General features: G+C 68.7%; 20 protein-coding genes and 1 riboswitch. Of the genes, 2 read left to right on the top strand and 18 right to left on the bottom strand.

Annotated elements, in window-relative coordinates; genetic code table 11:
• Positions 1–203: 203 nt before the first annotated feature.
• The 11 genes from TV39_RS19075 to TV39_RS19025 form a co-directional block, all read right to left on the bottom strand.
• Positions 204–548, bottom strand: coding sequence for a hypothetical protein (locus TV39_RS19075; RefSeq protein ID WP_043484644.1), 345 nt, complete (start codon positions 546–548; stop codon positions 204–206).
• The gene (locus TV39_RS19070) at positions 545–1,150 is read right to left on the bottom strand and encodes a hypothetical protein (RefSeq protein WP_043484642.1); all 606 of its coding nucleotides are present in this window, start codon (positions 1,148–1,150) and stop codon (positions 545–547) included. Before TV39_RS19070 ends, TV39_RS19075 begins: the two co-directional genes overlap by 4 nt.
• Positions 1,147–1,728, bottom strand: coding sequence for an RNA polymerase sigma factor (locus TV39_RS19065; RefSeq protein ID WP_043484640.1), 582 nt, complete (start codon positions 1,726–1,728; stop codon positions 1,147–1,149). The genes TV39_RS19070 and TV39_RS19065 overlap by 4 nt, the downstream gene beginning before the upstream one ends.
• Before the next feature lie 73 nt (positions 1,729–1,801).
• On the bottom strand, positions 1,802–2,032 hold the full coding sequence (locus TV39_RS19060; protein ID WP_043484639.1) for a CsbD family protein: 231 nt from the start codon (positions 2,030–2,032) through the stop codon (positions 1,802–1,804).
• 80 nt (positions 2,033–2,112) lie between these two features.
• Positions 2,113–2,730 carry a hypothetical protein gene (locus TV39_RS19055; RefSeq protein ID WP_043484637.1) on the bottom strand — a complete coding sequence of 206 codons (618 nt, stop codon included), beginning with the start codon at positions 2,728–2,730 and terminating at the stop codon, positions 2,113–2,115.
• Complete coding sequence (locus TV39_RS19050) at positions 2,727–3,308, bottom strand: DUF6286 domain-containing protein (RefSeq protein WP_043484635.1); 582 nt, start codon at positions 3,306–3,308, stop codon at positions 2,727–2,729. The genes TV39_RS19055 and TV39_RS19050 overlap by 4 nt, the downstream gene beginning before the upstream one ends.
• A complete protein-coding gene (locus TV39_RS19045) occupies positions 3,305–3,724 on the bottom strand; it encodes a hypothetical protein (protein ID WP_052500629.1) in 420 nt (139 codons plus the stop codon). The genes TV39_RS19050 and TV39_RS19045 overlap by 4 nt, the downstream gene beginning before the upstream one ends.
• Positions 3,721–3,912 (bottom strand): DUF2273 domain-containing protein, encoded by a 192-nt coding sequence (locus TV39_RS19040; RefSeq protein WP_043484633.1) that lies wholly within the window; start codon positions 3,910–3,912, stop codon positions 3,721–3,723. Before TV39_RS19040 ends, TV39_RS19045 begins: the two co-directional genes overlap by 4 nt.
• Positions 3,909–4,373 (bottom strand): Asp23/Gls24 family envelope stress response protein, encoded by a 465-nt coding sequence (locus TV39_RS19035; protein ID WP_442853511.1) that lies wholly within the window; start codon positions 4,371–4,373, stop codon positions 3,909–3,911. Before TV39_RS19035 ends, TV39_RS19040 begins: the two co-directional genes overlap by 4 nt.
• Before the next feature lie 158 nt (positions 4,374–4,531).
• A complete protein-coding gene (locus TV39_RS19030) occupies positions 4,532–5,332 on the bottom strand; it encodes an ABC transporter permease subunit (protein WP_043484628.1) in 801 nt (266 codons plus the stop codon).
• A complete protein-coding gene (locus tag TV39_RS19025; protein WP_043484801.1) occupies positions 5,322–6,263 on the bottom strand; it encodes an ABC transporter ATP-binding protein in 942 nt (313 codons plus the stop codon). Before TV39_RS19025 ends, TV39_RS19030 begins: the two co-directional genes overlap by 11 nt.
• A 381-nt stretch (positions 6,264–6,644) precedes the next feature.
• On the opposite strand from TV39_RS19025, the gene TV39_RS19020 reads away from it, so the two are divergent.
• The gene (locus tag TV39_RS19020; RefSeq protein WP_043484627.1) at positions 6,645–8,540 is read left to right on the top strand and encodes a DEAD/DEAH box helicase; all 1,896 of its coding nucleotides are present in this window, start codon (positions 6,645–6,647) and stop codon (positions 8,538–8,540) included.
• A gap of 149 nt (positions 8,541–8,689) precedes the next feature.
• Here the strand turns inward: TV39_RS19020 and TV39_RS19015 are convergent, their stop codons facing one another.
• The 4 genes from TV39_RS19015 to pulA all read right to left on the bottom strand — a co-directional run bounded on the left by TV39_RS19015 (position 8,690) and on the right by pulA (position 14,290).
• Positions 8,690–9,340: an MBL fold metallo-hydrolase gene (locus TV39_RS19015; protein WP_043484625.1), complete on the bottom strand. Its 651-nt coding sequence runs from the start codon at positions 9,338–9,340 to the stop codon at positions 8,690–8,692.
• Positions 9,341–9,361: 21 nt separating this feature from the next.
• Complete coding sequence (locus TV39_RS19010) at positions 9,362–10,381, bottom strand: aldo/keto reductase (RefSeq protein WP_043484623.1); 1,020 nt, start codon at positions 10,379–10,381, stop codon at positions 9,362–9,364.
• A gap of 92 nt (positions 10,382–10,473) precedes the next feature.
• The gene (locus TV39_RS19005; RefSeq protein WP_144406471.1) at positions 10,474–11,154 is read right to left on the bottom strand and encodes a nucleoside/nucleotide kinase family protein; all 681 of its coding nucleotides are present in this window, start codon (positions 11,152–11,154) and stop codon (positions 10,474–10,476) included.
• Between the two features lie 58 nt (positions 11,155–11,212).
• Positions 11,213–14,290: a pullulanase-type alpha-1,6-glucosidase gene (gene pulA / locus TV39_RS19000; protein ID WP_043484620.1), complete on the bottom strand. Its 3,078-nt coding sequence runs from the start codon at positions 14,288–14,290 to the stop codon at positions 11,213–11,215.
• Between the two features lie 195 nt (positions 14,291–14,485).
• On the opposite strand from pulA, the gene TV39_RS18995 reads away from it, so the two are divergent.
• Positions 14,486–15,601 carry a LacI family DNA-binding transcriptional regulator gene (locus TV39_RS18995; RefSeq protein WP_043484618.1) on the top strand — a complete coding sequence of 372 codons (1,116 nt, stop codon included), beginning with the start codon at positions 14,486–14,488 and terminating at the stop codon, positions 15,599–15,601.
• On the opposite strand, the gene TV39_RS18990 is transcribed toward TV39_RS18995, so the two are convergent.
• The 3 genes from TV39_RS18990 to TV39_RS18980 form a co-directional block, all read right to left on the bottom strand.
• Positions 15,543–15,884: a DMT family transporter gene (locus tag TV39_RS18990; RefSeq protein ID WP_043484615.1), complete on the bottom strand. Its 342-nt coding sequence runs from the start codon at positions 15,882–15,884 to the stop codon at positions 15,543–15,545. The two genes, TV39_RS18995 and TV39_RS18990, sit on opposite strands and share 59 nt — an antisense overlap.
• On the bottom strand, positions 15,884–16,207 hold the full coding sequence (locus TV39_RS18985) for a DMT family transporter (RefSeq protein ID WP_043484614.1): 324 nt from the start codon (positions 16,205–16,207) through the stop codon (positions 15,884–15,886). The genes TV39_RS18990 and TV39_RS18985 overlap by 1 nt, the downstream gene beginning before the upstream one ends.
• Before the next feature lie 9 nt (positions 16,208–16,216).
• A riboswitch (guanidine-III (ykkC-III) riboswitch) is annotated at positions 16,217–16,282 on the bottom strand.
• Between the two features lie 50 nt (positions 16,283–16,332).
• Positions 16,333–17,505, bottom strand: coding sequence for a LacI family DNA-binding transcriptional regulator (locus tag TV39_RS18980; protein WP_052500628.1), 1,173 nt, complete (start codon positions 17,503–17,505; stop codon positions 16,333–16,335).
• Positions 17,506–17,582 lie beyond the last annotated feature (77 nt).

The raw sequence follows: 17,582 nt of genomic DNA, 5'->3' as shown, positions 1-17,582 counted from the left end.
CCACGCGGTGGGAAAGGGCGTGCCCCGGCGCGGTGGCGGGCTGTCCGGCAACGGCGGGGCCTCCCTGTCGTCGTCTCCCGGGGACGCGGAAAGGCCGCAGTCCGTGGCGCTTGAGGCTCGACAAACGTCGAGTCTCAAGGCATCAACTGTAGTCCGTTGTTGGGCGTAACACTGATGGGGAGGCGTCGGCTGCGGGGGAACGGCTACCGGGGCAGCGGCAGGGGACCGGAGATTGCGGCGACCTGCACGTTCACGGTGACGGTCAGCGGATCGAGGTGCCGGCGGACGGCTGCCGCCACGTCCCGGCAGACGTCCGGAGCCCGGTGCGCGGAGCTGACGCCGATCCGGGTCCTGACCTCCGCCGTCGTGCCGGGCGCCTCCGCGCCTGGCAGGACCAGGACGGGCGGGAGCTGGACGCCGGTAACTGCGCTCAGCGCTGCACCGGCGATGTTCTGCCACGCCGGGCGGGCAGGATACACGGCGGTGACGCCGTCCACGGAACGGATGACCTCATAGAGTTCGTCGGCCGCGGGCAGGGGCTGGTTCATGGCTGGGGCTCCTCCGGGGTGGGCGGCGTGGCCGGACGCGGCTGCAGGACGTCAGAAACCGCCAGGTCGATCGCCGCGACGTTCAGTTCCGTGTGGCGGGCGAGTGCGGCGGCGAGGTGTTCACGCAGTTCGTCGGCCCGTCCGAGCATGGGGTGGCCGTAGAGCACAGCCAGCTGGACCTCCACTGTCACCGGAGCGCCGGGAACTGTGACATCCCCGCGGAGCCGGCACTTGCCCACGGCAATCCCTGGGATCGAGTCTCCCACTGCGCGGACCAGCGCCGTAATGGCGCCCTCTGTTTCGGACAGGGTGTCCCCGGGGTGCTCCGGCCGCAGCGGAATGGTGCGGCCGGGACGCACCTCAAGGCGCAGGTTGTCCAGGATCGCCTGCATCCAGTCGTCCGTCCCCTTGCCCGCAGCCGCGATTTCCTCGCCGAGGAATTCGGTGCCCAGGACTTTGAGGTTGCGAAGGGAGGCGAGTGCCGCCTGGCAGTCCGGGCATTCCGCCAGGTGGTGGGGATCGGGGATGTCACCGGTGTCCAGGTAGGTGCTGAGCTCTTCGAGGCTGTGCCCGCATTCGAGGTTCCTGTCCGGGATGCTCATCGCCACTCCTCCATTTCGCGGGCCAGCGTGACCCGCGCCCGCGCCAGCCGGCCACGGACGCTGTCTGAACTGATGTTCAAGGCCGACGCAATCTCCTCATAGCTCTGGTCGCCGAACTCCTTCAGGACCCAGCAGCGGCGCTGCTCTTCCGGGAGCCGGGCCAGTGCTGCCTTCAGGGCGGCCACCCGTGATCCGTTGACTGCCGCCGATTCGGGATTGTTGTGGTTGCGTGCGCCATCGGCCGCGGCTTCATGTTCCGCGTCCAGCTCCGGGTGGACCTTCCGCCTCCGCAGATGGTCGATGCTGCGGCTGCCCGTGATCCGCAGCAGCCAGCCTTTCACCGCTCCGTTGTCCCGCAGCGTGTCCAGCTGCTTCCACGCCTGCATCAGCGACTCCTGGACCACGTCATCGGCGTCCGCGTATGACCCGGTGATCCGGCGGGCGCATGCCCGCATCTGGGGCCCGTACCGGCGGGCCAGGGCTTCAAAAGCGGCGGTGTCCCCGTCAGATGCGCGTCCGGCAAGGATGGCGTCCGGAACGAGTTCCAGGCCATGCGGCACGGATGTTGGACCGTCCAATTGATTCTGCTTTCCTCTCCGGCGCGGCGGGTTTTGGGCGGGGTGGCTCTCACCAGGGGTTTGGCCGTTTCGCTCAGCCTTTGCCGAGGCCGTCCTTGAGCTGCTGTGCCGCTGCCTTGATGCTCCCGCCGATGTCGGCTGCTGCGTCCTTGGCGGCTTCGGCGGCCTCGCCGAGCTTCGCCCGGGCCTGGTCCGCCTGGCCTTCGCGCCGCAGCTCCTCGTTGCCGGTCAGCCGGCCGGCCTGCTCCTTGGCACCGCCGAGGTGGTTGATGACGGTGTTGCGGCCTTTGTCTTCGAATCCCATGGGATGTCCTTTCGTGATGGTTCCGGTGTGTTCCCGGTTCCGGGTGATCTTCGGTTCAAGTGGTGGTACGGGTGTGGCTGTCAGCGGGCGCGGTCGGGCCGGGCCAGGCGCGTCCTGGTCCCGGCGGTGATTCGAACCAGGACGGGAAATGGATGGCCCAGCAGCCGGTCCAGCCCGGCGACGAGCTGTTCGACGGTGTCCGCGAGCTCCCGCGGACAGGCGCCCTGGCGGGCCTGGATGCTGATTCGTACCGCGGGTTGCTTCCTGGCGGCGCCCCGCACCCGCCACGCGGTGACGGACGCGGCCAGCACCAGGCGGTTGCCCGCCAAGGCTTCGGCGACCAGCCTGGATACCAGGCCTGTTTCCACGGTGGTGGTTCCCTGGCCGGCGTCGGGCGTTTCCCCTACAACATTCGTGCGGCCGCCGCCTTGGGAGGCGAGCCAGCCGAACATCAGTGCCGCCCCCAGCAGCAGGACGCCGACGGCGGCAACCGTCCACCAGCTGGCGGTGCCGTCCGGCAGCGGGGCGGCCGCCAGGAGATCGCGGGTCCGGCCCCAGGCGTCCCGCCCGGTCGCAGCCCAGTGCGCGGCAACTCCGGGAAGTGTCCCGGCGGCGACGGCGAGGGCACCGGCCGCGAGCAGCATCAGTCCGGTCAGCGCGAGGAGGAAGCGGTTCAGGCCGCGGTGGGTTCCGCTCATTGGCCGACCACCCCCTTGGTGGAGACTCGGATGCTGCTCCGCATCCGGCGGGGCAGCGCGTACGTGCCGAGTTCGACGTCGACCGCCGCTTTGACGGCGTCAGCGTCGACCGGAATGCCCGACGTCGGGTGGACGGTGACGTTCACGGTCCGGGTGCCGACGGTGGTGGAGACCTGGCCCGGTGCGACGCCCGCTTGCCGGCGCGCGGCCCGGGATATCGCCGCGGCGATGACTTCGTGGTCCGCGACGATGGCTGCCCGGGCGCTGCCAAGCGCGTGACGCGGCCGCCGTCCGGGTGCGACGGCAAGCACCAGGAACAGCAGTCCGGCAAGGCCGAGTCCGGCGCCGGCGGCAGTCAGCAGGGACGGGGCCGCGGAGTCCGCGGTGCCAGCGAGCCATCTTCCCGCATCCAGCGGCCGTACGATGAGGGGCTGCTGCCCCGCCGCGGACAGTGCGGTTTCGAGTGCCAGCCACAGCAGGAGCCCGGCGGCAGCGGTTGCCGTGGCTGCGGAAGCGGCTGCGCGCGAGGAATGTAGTTCCCGCCGGACCGTCCGGCTGATGTGGAGTTTTCCGCTCATGGCAGCGCCTTTCCGCCGGACCGGTGGCAATCCGTCAGCCGGATGTCCACGCGGCTGACTGTGGTTCCGGTGACCGCACTGGTGTGCTTGATGATGGCTGCCCTGGCCATGTCCGACTGTTCAAACACGGTGGGCATGACAGGCTCAGCACGTCCCTCCGCGGCAGGGTCCGCCGCCGCCAGGTCCAGGAGGGGAGGCGCAGCCAGCGGCACCGCCACCGTGATGGCGAGCAGCCCGCCGTCGTCCCGCAGCTTTGCCTTGACAGTGCCTGCCGGAAGTCCGAACGCCTGCGCGGCGACAGCCTCAACGGCCTGCGTAAGCGCCCTGGACGTGATCCTGGTGTGGCCCGTCCGCGAATCCCGGGGGTGGGTTCCCTGGGATTGCCTTTTCTGGACGTGCGTCGGTCCGGCACTCACAACGATGAGCGCTTGCCGCGCAGGGCGTCCACGACTCCGTGCAGGTCCAGCCTGCCTTCCGCGGCACGCCCCGCGGCCGCGCCCGCACTCATGAGGAGGGCTGTGAGAAGGAAGCCCCAGAAGCCGAAGGCCAGGGCCACCACCGCGAGGACGGCTCCGATGGAGGCTCCGGCGACTGCCCGGCTCAAGCTACCCGCGATTCGCGGCGGTCGGCGGGGCCAGCCTGGTCGTCGTCGTCGTCGGACGGGACGTGGATGTCCGTGATGGTGACGTTGACCTCCGTGACCTCCATGCCCACGAGGTCCTCGATGGCGGTGTAGACGGCGTCGCGGGCATCATCTGCCACCTTCTGCAAAGCGTGCGGGTACTCCACCACCAGGGTGACGTCCACGGCAACCTGCGTCTGGCCCACTTCCACGTTGACGCCCTGGGTGAGGTCCTTCTGGCCCACTCGCTCGCGCAGGGATCCGATGGCACGGGCCGCGCCGCCGCCGAGGGCATAGACGCCGTCGATCTCCTGGATGGCGATGCCCGCGATCTTGGCCACTACGCCGTCGGCAACCGTGGTGGCGCCGCGGCCGTCCTTGCCGGCGTTCTTGAGCTGCGTGGCGGGAGCTGCCGGTGCGGCGAGGGCCTGGGGCTTGGTCAGCTCGGCGGGGTTCTTGGGCTGGGTCTGGGTGGTCACAACAATCACTCCTGGTCATCTGATGCAGGCACCGCGGTGGTGCCGACACCAGTAAGACGCAACCCGCGCGGCAATCCTCACGCTGGACTTGGCGTGAGCTGCATCACAGTTGAGGCGGGCTGTCAGGCCGCGACGTCCCGGCGCCGGAATGCCAGGATGGCGAGCAGTACCAATACAGCGATGGTGCCGGCGGAGACCATGACGCTGTCCCAGGCGACGCCGGACCGCAACGGATCGTGCGCAATGTACTGGTAGAACGGCGAAGCTTTCTGGATCCTGTCAAAGGACTCCACCAGGGGCGCCAGCGCGTTGACGATGTACGCGACTACTGCCAGCCCCGCGGGCAGCCCCCGGCTCAGCCCGGTCCGGCCGGTTGCCGCTGAAAGCGCCAGTGCCAGCGACCCGAAGACGACGCCGAGAAGGGCAAGGTGGAGCATGGTTGCGGCCACTTCGCCCGGTGGCAGGTCGAGGTCAACGAGCCGGCCCTCGAGGACCAGTGATAGTCCCATTACGGCCGCAAGCAGGAAAGTCACCAGGGCCATGGCCAAAAACTTGTCGGCCACCACCCGGCCGCGGCTCACCGGATTGGAGAGCAGCAGGTCCATGGTGTGCCGGTCCTCTTCGCCGCCAATCGCGCCGGCGCCCGCGCCGATGGCATACATCAATACCGCGATGGGTCCCATGAAGGACAGCAGTTCGATTTGGATGTAACCGGTAGGGGTGGACATGTCCGCTCCTGACGTGGCGAACATGGACCGGAAAGCCTCAGGCATCTGGTCGATGAAGTCACCCATGGACGGCTGGTCGCGTACTGATGGCCACACGGCGGCGTACATGGCCACGATCAGCACCAGCGCAGCCGACCAGGCCAGTATGCTCTTACCCTGGTCGCGCAGGGTCTTGGCGAGGACGCTAGTCAGCATGCCGGCCCGCTGCGGTGTTTTCGGTGCTGCCGTTCCGGTCCATGCCGTAGTAGCTGAGGAAGGTGTCTTCCAGCGGGGCCTCGGCGCATTCGAAGTCTTCCACCCGGCGGGCGCTGACCCGCTTCAGCAGGGAGTCGAGGGCGGATTGCGGGGCGCTGCAGCTGAGGTTTCGTCCATCAACCACCAGGTCCCGCAGTCCGGGGACGCCGGCAAAATCCTCCGCGGGCACGTCCTCAGCGAACCGGGCCCGCACCTGGTGCAGCGACCGTGCCGCGAGGTCCTGCAGGCGCTCGACGGCGACGAGCCTGCCCTTGCGGACCACGCCGATCCGGTCGGCGACGCGTTCCACTTCGCCCAGGACATGGGAGGAAAACAGGGCGGAGCCGCCTTCGGCGGTGTGCTCGCGCAGGATGGCGTGGAACACCTGCTGAACCAGGGGATCGATGCCGCTCGTCGGTTCATCCAGCACCAGCAGCCGCGGCCGGGACATTACGGCCAGGATGACGGCGAGCTTTTGCCGATTCCCCCGCGAGAGCGTCCGGGCCGGGCGCTCCAGGTCCAGTCCCAGCCGGTCCGCAAGTTCGAGCGACCGTTTACGGTCGTCGCGGCGGCGCAGGTGCGCGCAGTAGGCGACGTGCTGGTGCCCGGTGAGCCGGTCATAGAGTGCCGGCTCGCCCGGGACGTAGCCCACCAGCCTGTGCACCTCCACGGGCTGCCGCCAGGAGTCCAGCCCGAGCACTTCGGACGTTCCTGAGGTGGGCCGCAGCATGCCCAGCAGAATCCTGATGGTGGTGGTTTTGCCGGCCCCGTTGGGCCCCAGGTAACCGAAGACCTCGCCTGGCTCAATGGTGAGACTGATGCCGTCGAGCCCGATGTTCTTGCCGAAGCGCTTCCTAAGATCGGTCAGCCTGACCATGGTCTCCGTGGGCATACGCCCAGTCTGTGGTGGTGCGTGCCGGGCGGTAAGAGTCCAAAGGCCCGAGCACCGGGCCGCCCGGAAGCGGGGACCGCGGCGTGCGGATGCTAGACTGGTGGAACTTGATGTGCAGTGATGCCCACTTCGGTCTTGATTGACCAGTTCCGGTTCATCAACCGGATCCCCCGAAGGATTCGTCCGGCAGGGAGTGGGTTTTTTTCATGTGAGAGGCACATCCTGCGTCGATGAACGCGTTCTATTTGGTCCCGGCCGCCGCTACCGCAAGGTTCGCAGTAGCCCGGTTGATCACCTGACTTTTCTTCGGCGAACCCCTGGGCCAACCGGCACCGGGGGCCGATATCCGCACGGATACCGCCTGAAAGACCTTTGAAACACATGACTACTTTTGCTGCCCTCGGCACGCCCAAAGAACTTGCCGACACCCTCACCGCCCAGGGAATCACCGAGCCGTTCCCCATCCAGGTCAAGACCCTCCCGGACACCCTGGCCGGACGCGACGTCCTGGGCCGCGGCCGCACAGGCTCCGGCAAGACCATCGCCTTCGCCATCCCGCTTGTAGCACGACTCGCTGAGCGGGAAGCCAAGCACTTCCGCAAGCCCGGCCGCCCCATGGGCCTGGTCCTTGCGCCGACCCGCGAGCTGGCCACCCAGATCAACGCCACCATCGAGCCGATGGCCAAGGCCATGGGCTTGAACACCACCGTGATCTACGGCGGCATCTCCCAGGCCCGCCAGGAGAAGGCGCTGCGCGCCGGCGTCGACATCGTCATCGCCTGCCCGGGCCGCCTGGAGGACCTGATCCGCCAGCGCATCCTGACCCTCGAAGCCGTCGAGGTCACCGTGCTCGATGAGGCCGACCACATGGCCGACCTCGGCTTCCTGCCGGTGGTCAAGAAGCTTATGGACATGACCCCCAGCCAGGGCCAGCGCCTGCTCTTCTCCGCAACCCTGGACAACGGCGTGGACAAGATCGTCCAGCGCTACCTGTCCAACCCGCTGACCCACTCCGTGGACGATCCGCAGGCCGCGGTGACCACCATGGAACACCACGTGCTCGTCGTCAACGACCAGACCGTCAAGAAGCAGCTGATCGTTGAGCTCGCCTCGGGTGCCGGCCGCCGCGTGCTCTTCATGCGCACCAAGCACCACGCCCGCAAGCTTGCCAAGACCCTGACCGACGCCGGCATCCCCGCCGTCGACCTGCACGGCAACCTCTCGCAGAACGCCCGTGACCGCAACCTCGCCGAGTTCTCCTCCGGCGACGTCCGCGTCCTGGTGGCCACCGACGTCGCCGCCCGCGGTGTCCACGTCGACGACGTCGAACTGGTGATCCACGTCGACCCGCCCACGGAGCACAAGGCGTACCTGCACCGCTCAGGCCGTACGGCCCGCGCAGGTTCCGACGGCACCGTGGTCACGCTGACCCTTCCGGAGCAGCAGTCCGACGTCAAGAAGCTCATGAAGGCTGCCGGCGTAGAGGTCAACTTCGAGCGCGTTACCGCCAACTCACCGCTGGTCGCCGAACTGGTGGGCGAAATGGCCGACAAGATCGACCCGCGCACCCGCGCCGCACTGCTCGCCGCCAAGGCCGCGCAGCACGGCGGCGGCACGTCCACCGGTGCCAACGCCGAGCGCAAGCGCGCCCGCCGCCAGGCTGCACCCACTTCGGGTGGCCGCGGCGGACGTGGCGGACGCGGACGGGTTTCGGCCGAGGCTCCCCGCACGGATCTTCCGCGTTCCGAGCGCCGTGCCGTGGCCTATGAAGGCCAGGCCGCTGCCCGCAACGCCGCTGAGCGCGTGGCGGAGAAGAACCAGGACCGCGCCGATGCCGAGCGCGCCGAGCGCCGCAACGCCCGGGGCCGCGGCCGCGCCACAGCCTACTCGCACCACAACGATGTTCCCGCGGCAGGTGGCCGTGCATCGGCCGGCCGCGGATCTGACGCACGTACGTCGGACAGCCGTGGCGATGCCCGCGGCGGCGCAACCCGCACCAGTGCACCGCGCAGCGGGGCACCCCGCAGCGGTGGTGCGCCCCGCACCGGCGGCGCAACCGGCGGCCAGCGGAGCGGACGTCCGGCAACGGGCCAGCGCGCCGCTGCCGGCAGCAAGTCCGGCGGCAACGCTGCAGTCTGGTCCTCCAACACGGGCGGAACCTCGGGCGGATCCTACTCCGGCGGCGGCAACGGCCGCTCCGGCGAAGGCCGTCCGGCACGCAGCGGCGGACCCCGCCGCGCGTCGGCTCCGGCGTCGAACGAACGCCGCAGCCGCTAAAAAGCCCGCTTAACCACCATCGAGTGCTCCCCACCGGCACCCTAGCCTCGCAAGCTCGGCCAGGGAACCCTGCCGGCGTGGGCCCCCGCAACCGCCGTTTAGAAGGTTCATAACGGCGGTTCTGGAGCACTCGATGAGGTTTTTTGGTCCTACCAGCCGCGGGCGCGCCACTCTTCCAGGTGCGGGCGCTCCGCGCCGAGGGTGGTGGGCTTCCCGTGGCCCGGGTGCACCACGGTGTCATCCGGATACACGTCGAACAGCCGCTCGCTCACATCTGTGATGAGCTGGTTGAAGCGTTCGGGATCGTTCTGGGTGTTGCCCACGCCTCCCGGGAACAGCGAGTCGCCGGAGAAGATGTGCGCAGGCCCTTCGGGGTCCTGGTACACCAGCGCCACCGACCCCGGCGTGTGCCCCCGAAGGTGCACCGCCGTTACGTCGAAACCGTCGAAGTTGCCCACGTCCCCGTGGTCCAGCAGCACATCCACCGGCACCGGCAGTTCCGGGGCGTCATCCGTCCCGGCCGCCGTCTTCACTCCGGTGGCCGCCACCAGGCCCGGCAGCGCACGGACATGGTCCCAGTGCTGGTGGGTGGTGGCAATCAGTGCCAGCTTCGGCGCCGCGGAGGTATCCGTGGCGGCATCGGCAAGCAGCCCCTGGATGGCGGCCAGATCATCGGCCGCATCGATCAGGAGCTGCGCGCCGGAAGCCTTGGCCGTGAGCAGATAAACGTTGTTGTCCATCTCGCTGACCGAAATCCGGCGGATGGTGATGTCACGTAGGTCGTGAATGAGGGAATCCATGGGCTTCAGTCTACGGAAACGCTATTCGCGGCCCTGGGACACCCACGTGGGGTCAGCAGAGCGGGAGCCGACGACGGCGTCCGCGGCGGCGTCGAGCTTCTCCAGTTGCGCACTGGTGAAGTTGAGCGATAGGGCACCCAGGTTCTCGTCGATCCGTTCCGCCTTGCGCGTGCCCGGGATGGGAACCACGGGCAGGCCAAGCTTTTTGCCCTGGGCAAACAGCCAGGCCAGAGCTACCTGGGCAGGAGTCGCCGGCTCGCCGGCGACGGTGAGCTCGGCTGCGACCGCCTGAATCGCGGCCACCACTCCCTGGTTGGCATCCGCCGCATCCGCGGCGAAGCGGGGGATGTTGCGGCGGAAGTCGCCACTCCCGAGCTTCGAAGCGTCCACTGTGCCGGTGAGGAATCCCCGGCCCAGCGGCGAATAAGGCACAAACCCCACCCCGAGCGCGGCCGCCGCAGGAACAACGTTGCGTTCCACATCGCGGCTCCAGATGGACCATTCACTCTGGACCGCAGCGATCGGGTGGACGCTGCTGGCTTCCCGCAGCTCCTCGGCCGTCACTTCCGACAGGCCGAGGTGCCGCACCTTGCCTTGCTGCACCAGCGCCGCCATGGCCTCCACGGTTTCCACAATCGGAACGCGGAGGTCGCGGCGGTGCATGTAGTACAGGTCAATGGTGTCGGTGCCCAGCCGGCGGAGGCTGGCTTCCACCGCCTGCCGGATGTAGGGGCCGTCGCCCCGGATGTCGGTGTAGCCCTTGGTGGGCGTGCCCACCAGTCCGAACTTGGTGGCCAGTTGTACGTCGTCCCGGCGCTCCTTGAGCAGCTGGGAAATCAGTTCCTCGTTGCTGCCGCCGCCGTAGATGTCCGCCGTGTCGATGAAGCTGACGCCCGCATCCACCGCATGGTGCAGGGTCCGCAGGGCCTCGCCCTGGTCCACTTCGCCATAGACCGGGGTGAGGGCCATGCCGCCGAACCCCAGGGGGCTGACGTTCAGGCCGTCGCCGAGGTGGACTGATGCTGCGGATGCCGTTGCCATGGGAGTCTCCATTTCGCTGCTTTGTGTATTCCGGGAAGTGCCGTCCTAGCCATGAACTCCGGCGGGAAGGCCGGTATTCCTGGGCCCATTTCCTAGGACCAGGGGATGATCCGGTCTGCGGCCGGGCGGGTGGCTTCGATCAGCCGCGCGTTGGCTTCGTCGGAGCCGGCGGCCCATTGCTCCGCGGCCGGCCGGTCCATGCCGAAGTGCACATGCCGGTCCACCAGCCGTTCGAGGCGAAGGCCCGGGGGAGTATCCATGAACCAGACCTCGTCCAGCTGGGCGCGGACCTGCCGCCACACCGGGTGGTCCGCCAGCAGGTAGTTCCCTTCGGTGATCACCAGCGGCACATCGGCCTGAACAGCGATGGAGGCCGCCACCGGCTCGTCGATTTCCCGGCGGAAATCCGGTGCGTAGACCACCGGCTCATCCCGCCGCGCGAGCCGCTGCAGCAGCGAAAGGTAACCGCCGGCGTCGAACGTGTCGATTGCCCCCTTGCGCTGCCGCAGCGGCGTGCCGTCGATGATCGCGTTGCCCAGGTGGAAGCCGTCCATCGGCACCACCACGGCCAGTTCCGGGCCGAAGAGCGTGTGCAGGGCGGCCGCAAAGGTCGATTTACCGGACCCCGGCGCGCCCGTGATGCCGAGCAGCGTCCGGTTCCCGGACACCAGGCGGCCGCGCAGGTCCGCCACGGCCGCCGCCACCTCGGGATGCCGGAGCGCGGCGGCGTCCGGCTGCGGGGCAGGGCTCGGGTCCACCGGTGAAGTTGCCATGGCCACCAGCCTAATCCGCTGCTGGTCCTCACCCGTTTCGCGTCGCCCTGCCCGTTGCTTACTTGGCCTGGAATACCGCCACGGTGCGGGCGGGGACGGTGAAGGTCCCCGACTGCGCGTCATAGGCGGCGGCCTTGACCACGGAATCGACGCCGCCTGCCTGCACCGGGTGCAGGGCATAGGCGGAGCCTGCCGTGCCGGACACGGTCTGGTTGGTGGCCTCATCCGAGGCGTTGAACACCACCACGAGTTCGCGCAGGTTCTTGTCCACATCCGTGCCGACGGAGTCGTCAATGCGCATCACCACAACGCCCGGCGTCTGTGCCGGGCCGCCTGCCGGGAAAGACACCTTCTGCTGGACCAGCCCGGCGTCGCCCAGGTGGAACAACGGCGTGCTCTTGCGGATCTGCAGCAGCTCCTCGGCCCGTTGACGGGCTTCTGCCATGTCCGTGGAAGCCGGCTTCTGGGCCGGATCTGCCAGCAGCGGGCGCATGTAGCCGTACTTGTCCTCATTGTCAGGCTTTGGCGGCAGGCCGCGGCCGAAGCCGTTGGTGGCATCCGTATGGTCCAGGACGTTGAACCAGTCGCCGGAATCGTAGCTGTTCCGGTCCAGGGACTTGCTGCGCAGCGATTCGCCGCCCGCGTGCCAGAAGGAGATCCCCTGGCCGAAGGCCGTGGTGCTGAGCGCGAGGGTCTGCATCCGTGTGCGGTCGGCCATGACGGTGTCCTGCGGCAACTTCAGGGCGAGGGCGTCGAACAGCGTCTCATTGTCGTGGGCCTCCACATAGGTGACGGCCTCCTGCGGATCGCTGGTGTACCCGGCCGGGGCGCCGTTGTACGGCACGTCCAAACCCTTGACGGTGGCGCCGGTGCGGTCAACGAAGGAGTAGTCCTTCAGGTTGCCGGTCAGGCCCACCTTCACCAGGTCCTGGGCGAGGAGAAGGGCGGCTTTCTGCTGTTCGGGGGTGCCGTTGGCCGGGGAATCGTTGGGATCCGTGAACAGGCCGGAGGCAAACCCCTGGACCCGCGGGTCGGGGTCGAACGGGCCTCCGCCGCGGACGGCGTCGCGCAGGCGGTCGTTGAACGTGCCGATGCCGGTCCCGGCCATGTTCGCCTGGGTGGCCTGGACGAACCGGGCGTTGTTGGCCACCTCGCCGAAGTTCCAGCCCTCGCCGTACAGGGTGATGTTCTCGCCGTCCACGCCGTCCTTGGGCAGCGTCAGCTTGTCGAGGGCTGCCCTCACGTCCAGCATGTTCTGCTTTGAGTGGTGCCCCATGAGGTCGAAACGGAAGCCGTCCAGCTTGTAGGTTTTGGCCAGCGTCACCAGCGAGTCCACCATAAGCTTGCCCATCATGGTGTTCTCGGTGGCGGTGTTGGCGCAGCACGTGGATGTCTCCAGGGATCCCGTGACGGCGTTCAGCCGGTGGTAGTAGCCCGGGACGATCCGGTCGAGGTTGTTGCTCCCGGACTGGCCGGCGCTGGACGTGTGGTTGTAGACAACGTCCTGGATCACCCGCGCGCCGGTGGTGTTCAGGGCGGCCACCATCCCGCGGAATTCCGTGATCCTGGCGGGTCCGTCCGGGTTGGTGGAGTAGGAGCCTTCCGGGGTTGTGTAGTGCAGGGGATCGTAACCCCAGTTGAAGCCGTCCCTGGCTGCAGTCCCGGCCACGCAGGCCTGCTGTTCTTCCGAGTCGGCGGGAAGGGCGGCGAGGTCACAGAGCGGTTCGCGCTGCTCGCTGCGGCGCTCCTCGATGGTGCCGATGTCGTTGACGGGCAGCAGGTGGACCGCGTTCATCCCGGCGTCCGCCAGTTCCTTGATGCGCTTCATGCCGTTGCTGCCGGTGTCCGTGAACGCTTTGTAGGTGCCGCGGTGCTCGGCCGGAACGGAGTCGTCGGTGATGGAAAAGTCGCGCACGTGCAGTTCGTAGAGGGAGAGGTCCTCCGGTTTGCTGAGCGCGGGCTTCTGAAGTTTGGCCCAGCCGGCCGGCGCCAGGGACTTGTCATCCAGATCCACGAAGAGGCTGCGTTCGGAGTTGGCGGAGAGGCCAACGCTGTAGGGGTCCGTGACCAGGTTCCGCTCAACCTTGCCGGTTTCCGGGACGAACACCTCCACTTCGTACAGGTAGTAGGCACCGTTCCAGTCCTTGTCCCCGGCGACGGACCACACACCGTCCCTGGCGGGCTTCATGGGCGTGCTGGCCACGGCTTGGCCGCCGCTACCTGAGGCGTAGGTGTGGACGGTGACGCTGCGGGCCGTGGGTGCCCACAGCGAAAGCTCGGGCCGCTTGCCCTTCCAGGTCAGGCCGAGTTCCTGCTTCGCGGCTCCGGGGTAGAGCGAGTCCAGGACACCGGGGACCTGTACCCCGGTGGTGGCTGTGACCTTGCCGTCCGGGCCAATCGCGGCCACCAGCAGCTGGCCTTTGAGCAGTTCCCTGGCCTGGCGTGCGCCGGCTTCCGTCAACCGCAGGGAGGCAAGGCCCGCCAGGTGCGGATACTTGGCCGCGAGGCCGGCATCCAACCCCGTGGCCTCGAGTTCGAGGGGAAGGGCGGAACCGCCGGTGACCTGTCCGTCCGCAAACGCCAGGCCGCCGTCGGAGGCGCTGTAGAGCCGGTAGCTCGTACCCTCGGCTACGGGGGCTTTCCAGGCGAAGGTGTCCGCTGTCAGCCAGTGCGCCCCGGCCTCCGCGCCCGGCGCGTCCGGGACGTCGTCAGAGAGGGCGTGGGTGGCGTGATCGTAGGTGAACGTCACCGGTCCTCCCGGCGCGTTGAGGACGATGTCGCCGCCACCGGCCACTCCTCCTGCGCCGTAGTTCTCGTCCCACGAATTGTTGAGGGCGACCTTCATGGCGTAGGTGCCGGCGGGGACGTCAAAGGTGGCCCGGAAGAGGGTTGCCGACCCTTCCACCGGCAGCAGCCTGCTGGCGGTGCACCCCGGCTGCCAGTCGCCCGGGCAGCCGATTTCGGACTGCAGCGATCCGACGAGCGCCACCGCCCCCGGAGTGGCGGTGTGGTCCGCAAACGCGGGGAGGGCGAGGCCGCCCAGGGTGAGGGGGGTGACGCAGGCTGCGGCCAGCGCCGCCAGGAGTTTCCTGTTGAGGGCGGGCGGGGACCCGGGCGGGCGGGAGTGGCGAATCATGGGAGACCTTCCTTGCCAATGCCCCAGAACGGCATCGGCGGTGAGCGGGGATACCGATGAGCCTAGGGACCGCTTGTGATGCACGTCAACCATTTACGGAAAATTTTGCGTCCTGTTTTCATGAAACGTGACGTGCTATTTACGTAGACTGGGAGCACCATGACGTCCGGACGGCTGTTCCGGTGAAGGAGCCATATGAGCACGACAGCGGGCCGCGCGGAACCTGCCTCCCCGGAACCTGCCTCCGCGGAACCTGCCTCCCCGGAGCGGCCGAAGCTGGAGGACCTCGCCCGGAAGGTTGGCGTCAGCATTGCCACCGTGTCCCGCGTGGTCAACGGCCGGAAAGGCGTGTCGCGCGAGGTGCGGCAGGCGGTTCTTGCCGCGATGGACGACCTTGGGTACGAGCGGCCGGACCGTGCCCGGAGCACCACCAGGGGCCAGGTGGGGATCATCGTCCCGGACCTGACCAATCCGATCTTTCCGGCAATCGCGCAGACTATGGTTTCGCTGCTGTCCCAGGAGGACTTCATCCCGGTGTTGTGCGCCTTGCCGGGCGGGGGACGCTCCGAGGACGAATACATCGAAATGCTCGTGGCGCAGGAGGCGTCCGGGATCATTTTCATCTGCAGCTCGCACGCTGACGGACAGGCCAGCCTGGAGCGTTACCACCGGCTGCGCGGCCGGGGCATCCCGTTCGTCCTGGTCAACGGCGCCCGCCCGGAACTGGCCGCCGCCTCCGTGTCCAATGACGACGCCGCGGCAATCAGCACCGCGGTGCAGCACCTCGCCAGCCTGGGCCACCGGAAGGTGGGGCTGGCGATCGGCCCGCACCGCTTCATCCCCAGCAGGCAGAAGCTGGCCGGGTTCCGCTCCGCGCTTGCCGAGTACCTGGGCGCCGAGGACCCGGAACCGCACACGGCCACCAGCATGTTCACCGTGGAAGGCGGCCAGAGCGCGGCGAATGAGCTTTTGGACTCCGGGCACACGGCCATTGTGTGTGCTTCCGACGTGATGGCCCTCGGCGCCATTCGCGCGGTCCAGGCCAGGGGGCTGCGCGTCCCGGAGGACGTATCCGTCGTCGGCTTCGATGACTCCCCGCTCATGGCCCTCACCAATCCGCCGCTGACCACGCTCCGCCAGCCTGCGGCGGCTATCGCGCATGCCGCCGTCCATGCCCTGGCGGCCGAAATTGCCGGCGAACATTCCTCACGCTCGCCGGTGGTCCTGGCGTCCGACCTGGTGGTGCGCGGCTCTACCGGTCCTGCGGCAGCAGCTTCAGCCCCGCCGCGCAGCCCACGATCCCGGCAATGAACAGCAGCTTCAGCGGGCTGGCGGGCTCAACGCCGGTGGCCATGGCCCAGCCTACGGTCAGGGCGGCGCCGATGCCCACCCACACGGCGTAGGCGGTCCCGAGCGGGATTGACTTCACGGCCACTCCCAGTCCCGCCATGCTCAGTGTTGCGGTAACGGCGAAGACGGCAGTAGGCAGCGCCCGTGAGAAGCCGTCGGACAGTCCCAGGGCAGTGGCCCAGACGGCCTCCAGTACGGCGGAAGCGAGGAGGATCAGCCAGGCAGTCGCGTTCTTTGTCGGCATTACGCCACCACCTTCAGGCCCACCACGCCTGCGGCGATGCCGGCGAGCAGCAGCAGCCGCGCCGCCGTCGCGCGTTCCACTTTGGTGACCATCGCGTAGGCGGAGGTCAGTACGACGCCGACACCCACCCACACCGCGTAGGCGGTACCTGTCGGGATGGATTGCATCGCGACGGCGAGGCCGCCGGTGCTGGCGAGGACTGATACGAGGAAGACCGCCGCGGGCACCACGCGCCGGCGGCCCGTGGCCTGCGACGTCCGGTGCAGCGCTGCGGCCCACACGGCCTCGAGCGCCCCGGAAAGGATGAGGATTAACCACGACATGACAGATCCTTTGGCCAGTCTTGTCGCGTGCCGGGTACTGAACCGTCGTCCGGAGGTTTCGGAGGGAAACCTTGCTCCCAGCGTAGCAACGCCCGACGGCGGGGGACCACCGTTGGTGGCCAAGCTCACCGGGGCTGCATGGATGGCGCCGCCGTGGGGCCTTGGCTGCTGCCGGTTGCCGCCAGCGGCAGCGGAATCCGTTCCACCACGTGCGGCGCAAGGAGGAGCTGCCTTTCCGGCGGGGCGGGGGCTGCAGGGGCGGCTCCGGCGTCAACTCCGACGGCGTCCGTCGCGGCAAGGGAGCCGCCTCCCGCCAGCTCGTAGGCCAGCACGCGGATGATGTGGCGCGCGGCTTCCTCCGCGGGCTGGGCGACGCTGGAGAGTCCCAGCGCGGCAGCCACGGGAGTGTTGTCAAAGCCCACGACGGCGGAGAGGCCGCCTGGGCCATTCAGCCCGGCAGCCTGCCCGGAAACGGAACTGCCAGCCCGTAATTCCCGGAGCTTCTCCATGGCGCCCAGGGCCAGTGAGTCGCTGGAACAGACCATGGCCGTGGCTCCCCGTGAGACGAGCAGTGCTGCGCCGGACGCGCCGCCGGCAACGGTGTCCTGCGCTTCCACCCCGAGGCCGCGCACATCCTCGCCGTAGCCTGCCGTAGCCATGGCGCGCTCCCAGCCGCGGCGGCGGTCCGCGCCCACGGGATCACCCGTGAACCAGCCCAGGAATCCGATCCTCGAGTGGCCCTGGGCCAGCAGCATCTCTACGGCCGCCGTCGTCCCGGCAGCCCCGTCCACATCCACCCACGGGTGGGCTGCCGCGGCCGGGTGCCCGGCGGCGTCCCAGGGCCGGCCGAAAACGGCGAAGGGCGTGCCGCGTTCCTGCAGCCACAGCGTCCGTGCGTCGTCTGGGGTGCTGGAGGTGAGGATGAATCCGTCCAGCCCGGCGACGTCCAGAAGTTCCTCGTACTGGCGGATTTCGTCGCCGTCCGAGTCGGCGCAGAACAGAGTGAGCCGGTAGCCGGCCGACTGGGCTGCTTCCGTGAGCGCGTGCAGGAAACGGTCCAGGACGGCGCCGTTGATGCCGTCCGTGGCGGGAAGGAGCCGCATGCCGAGGTTCATGGAGCGCTGGGTGCGCAGTTGGCGGGCGGCCGCACTGGGCCGGTAGCCGGCCGCAGCGATGGCCGCCTGGACGCGCGCCCGGGTGGCGGGCTTGACCTTGTGCGGCGCATTCAGCACGTTGGAGATGGTCTGCCGCGACACGACAAGTTCGCTGGCCAGGCTGGCGAGGGTGGGCCGGGACAAGCGGGAACTCCTTAGGGCGAGGGTATTGGGCGGTTGGCATGCAGGCAGTGGCCGGCGGCGTCCCGGCAAGGCCGCAG

Source organism: Arthrobacter sp. SPG23 (assembly GCF_000876655.1).
GTDB lineage: Bacteria > Actinomycetota > Actinomycetes > Actinomycetales > Micrococcaceae > Arthrobacter.
This window is presented reverse-complemented; position numbering and strand designations above follow the sequence as displayed.

Excerpts from the sequence above, each read along its gene's own strand:
- TV39_RS19075 (WP_043484644.1), bottom strand. The coding sequence starts at position 548 with ATGAACCAGCCCCTGCCCGCGGCCGACGAACTCTATGAGGTCATCCGT.
- TV39_RS19005 (WP_144406471.1), bottom strand. The coding sequence starts at position 11,154 with ATGGCAACTTCACCGGTGGACCCGAGCCCTGCCCCGCAGCCGGACGCC.
- TV39_RS19030 (WP_043484628.1), bottom strand. The coding sequence starts at position 5,332 with ATGCTGACTAGCGTCCTCGCCAAGACCCTGCGCGACCAGGGTAAGAGC.
- TV39_RS19070 (WP_043484642.1), bottom strand. The coding sequence starts at position 1,150 with ATGAGCATCCCGGACAGGAACCTCGAATGCGGGCACAGCCTCGAAGAG.
- TV39_RS19025 (WP_043484801.1), bottom strand. The coding sequence starts at position 6,263 with ATGCCCACGGAGACCATGGTCAGGCTGACCGATCTTAGGAAGCGCTTC.
- TV39_RS19050 (WP_043484635.1), bottom strand. The coding sequence starts at position 3,308 with ATGAGCGGAAAACTCCACATCAGCCGGACGGTCCGGCGGGAACTACAT.
- TV39_RS19015 (WP_043484625.1), bottom strand. The coding sequence starts at position 9,340 with ATGGATTCCCTCATTCACGACCTACGTGACATCACCATCCGCCGGATT.
- TV39_RS19055 (WP_043484637.1), bottom strand. The coding sequence starts at position 2,730 with ATGAGCGGAACCCACCGCGGCCTGAACCGCTTCCTCCTCGCGCTGACC.
- TV39_RS18985 (WP_043484614.1), bottom strand. The coding sequence starts at position 16,207 with ATGTCGTGGTTAATCCTCATCCTTTCCGGGGCGCTCGAGGCCGTGTGG.
- pulA (WP_043484620.1), bottom strand. The coding sequence starts at position 14,290 with ATGATTCGCCACTCCCGCCCGCCCGGGTCCCCGCCCGCCCTCAACAGG.
- TV39_RS18995 (WP_043484618.1), top strand. The coding sequence starts at position 14,486 with ATGAGCACGACAGCGGGCCGCGCGGAACCTGCCTCCCCGGAACCTGCC.
- TV39_RS19020 (WP_043484627.1), top strand. The coding sequence starts at position 6,645 with ATGACTACTTTTGCTGCCCTCGGCACGCCCAAAGAACTTGCCGACACC.
- TV39_RS19010 (WP_043484623.1), bottom strand. The coding sequence starts at position 10,381 with ATGGCAACGGCATCCGCAGCATCAGTCCACCTCGGCGACGGCCTGAAC.
- TV39_RS18990 (WP_043484615.1), bottom strand. The coding sequence starts at position 15,884 with ATGCCGACAAAGAACGCGACTGCCTGGCTGATCCTCCTCGCTTCCGCC.
- TV39_RS19060 (WP_043484639.1), bottom strand. The coding sequence starts at position 2,032 with ATGGGATTCGAAGACAAAGGCCGCAACACCGTCATCAACCACCTCGGC.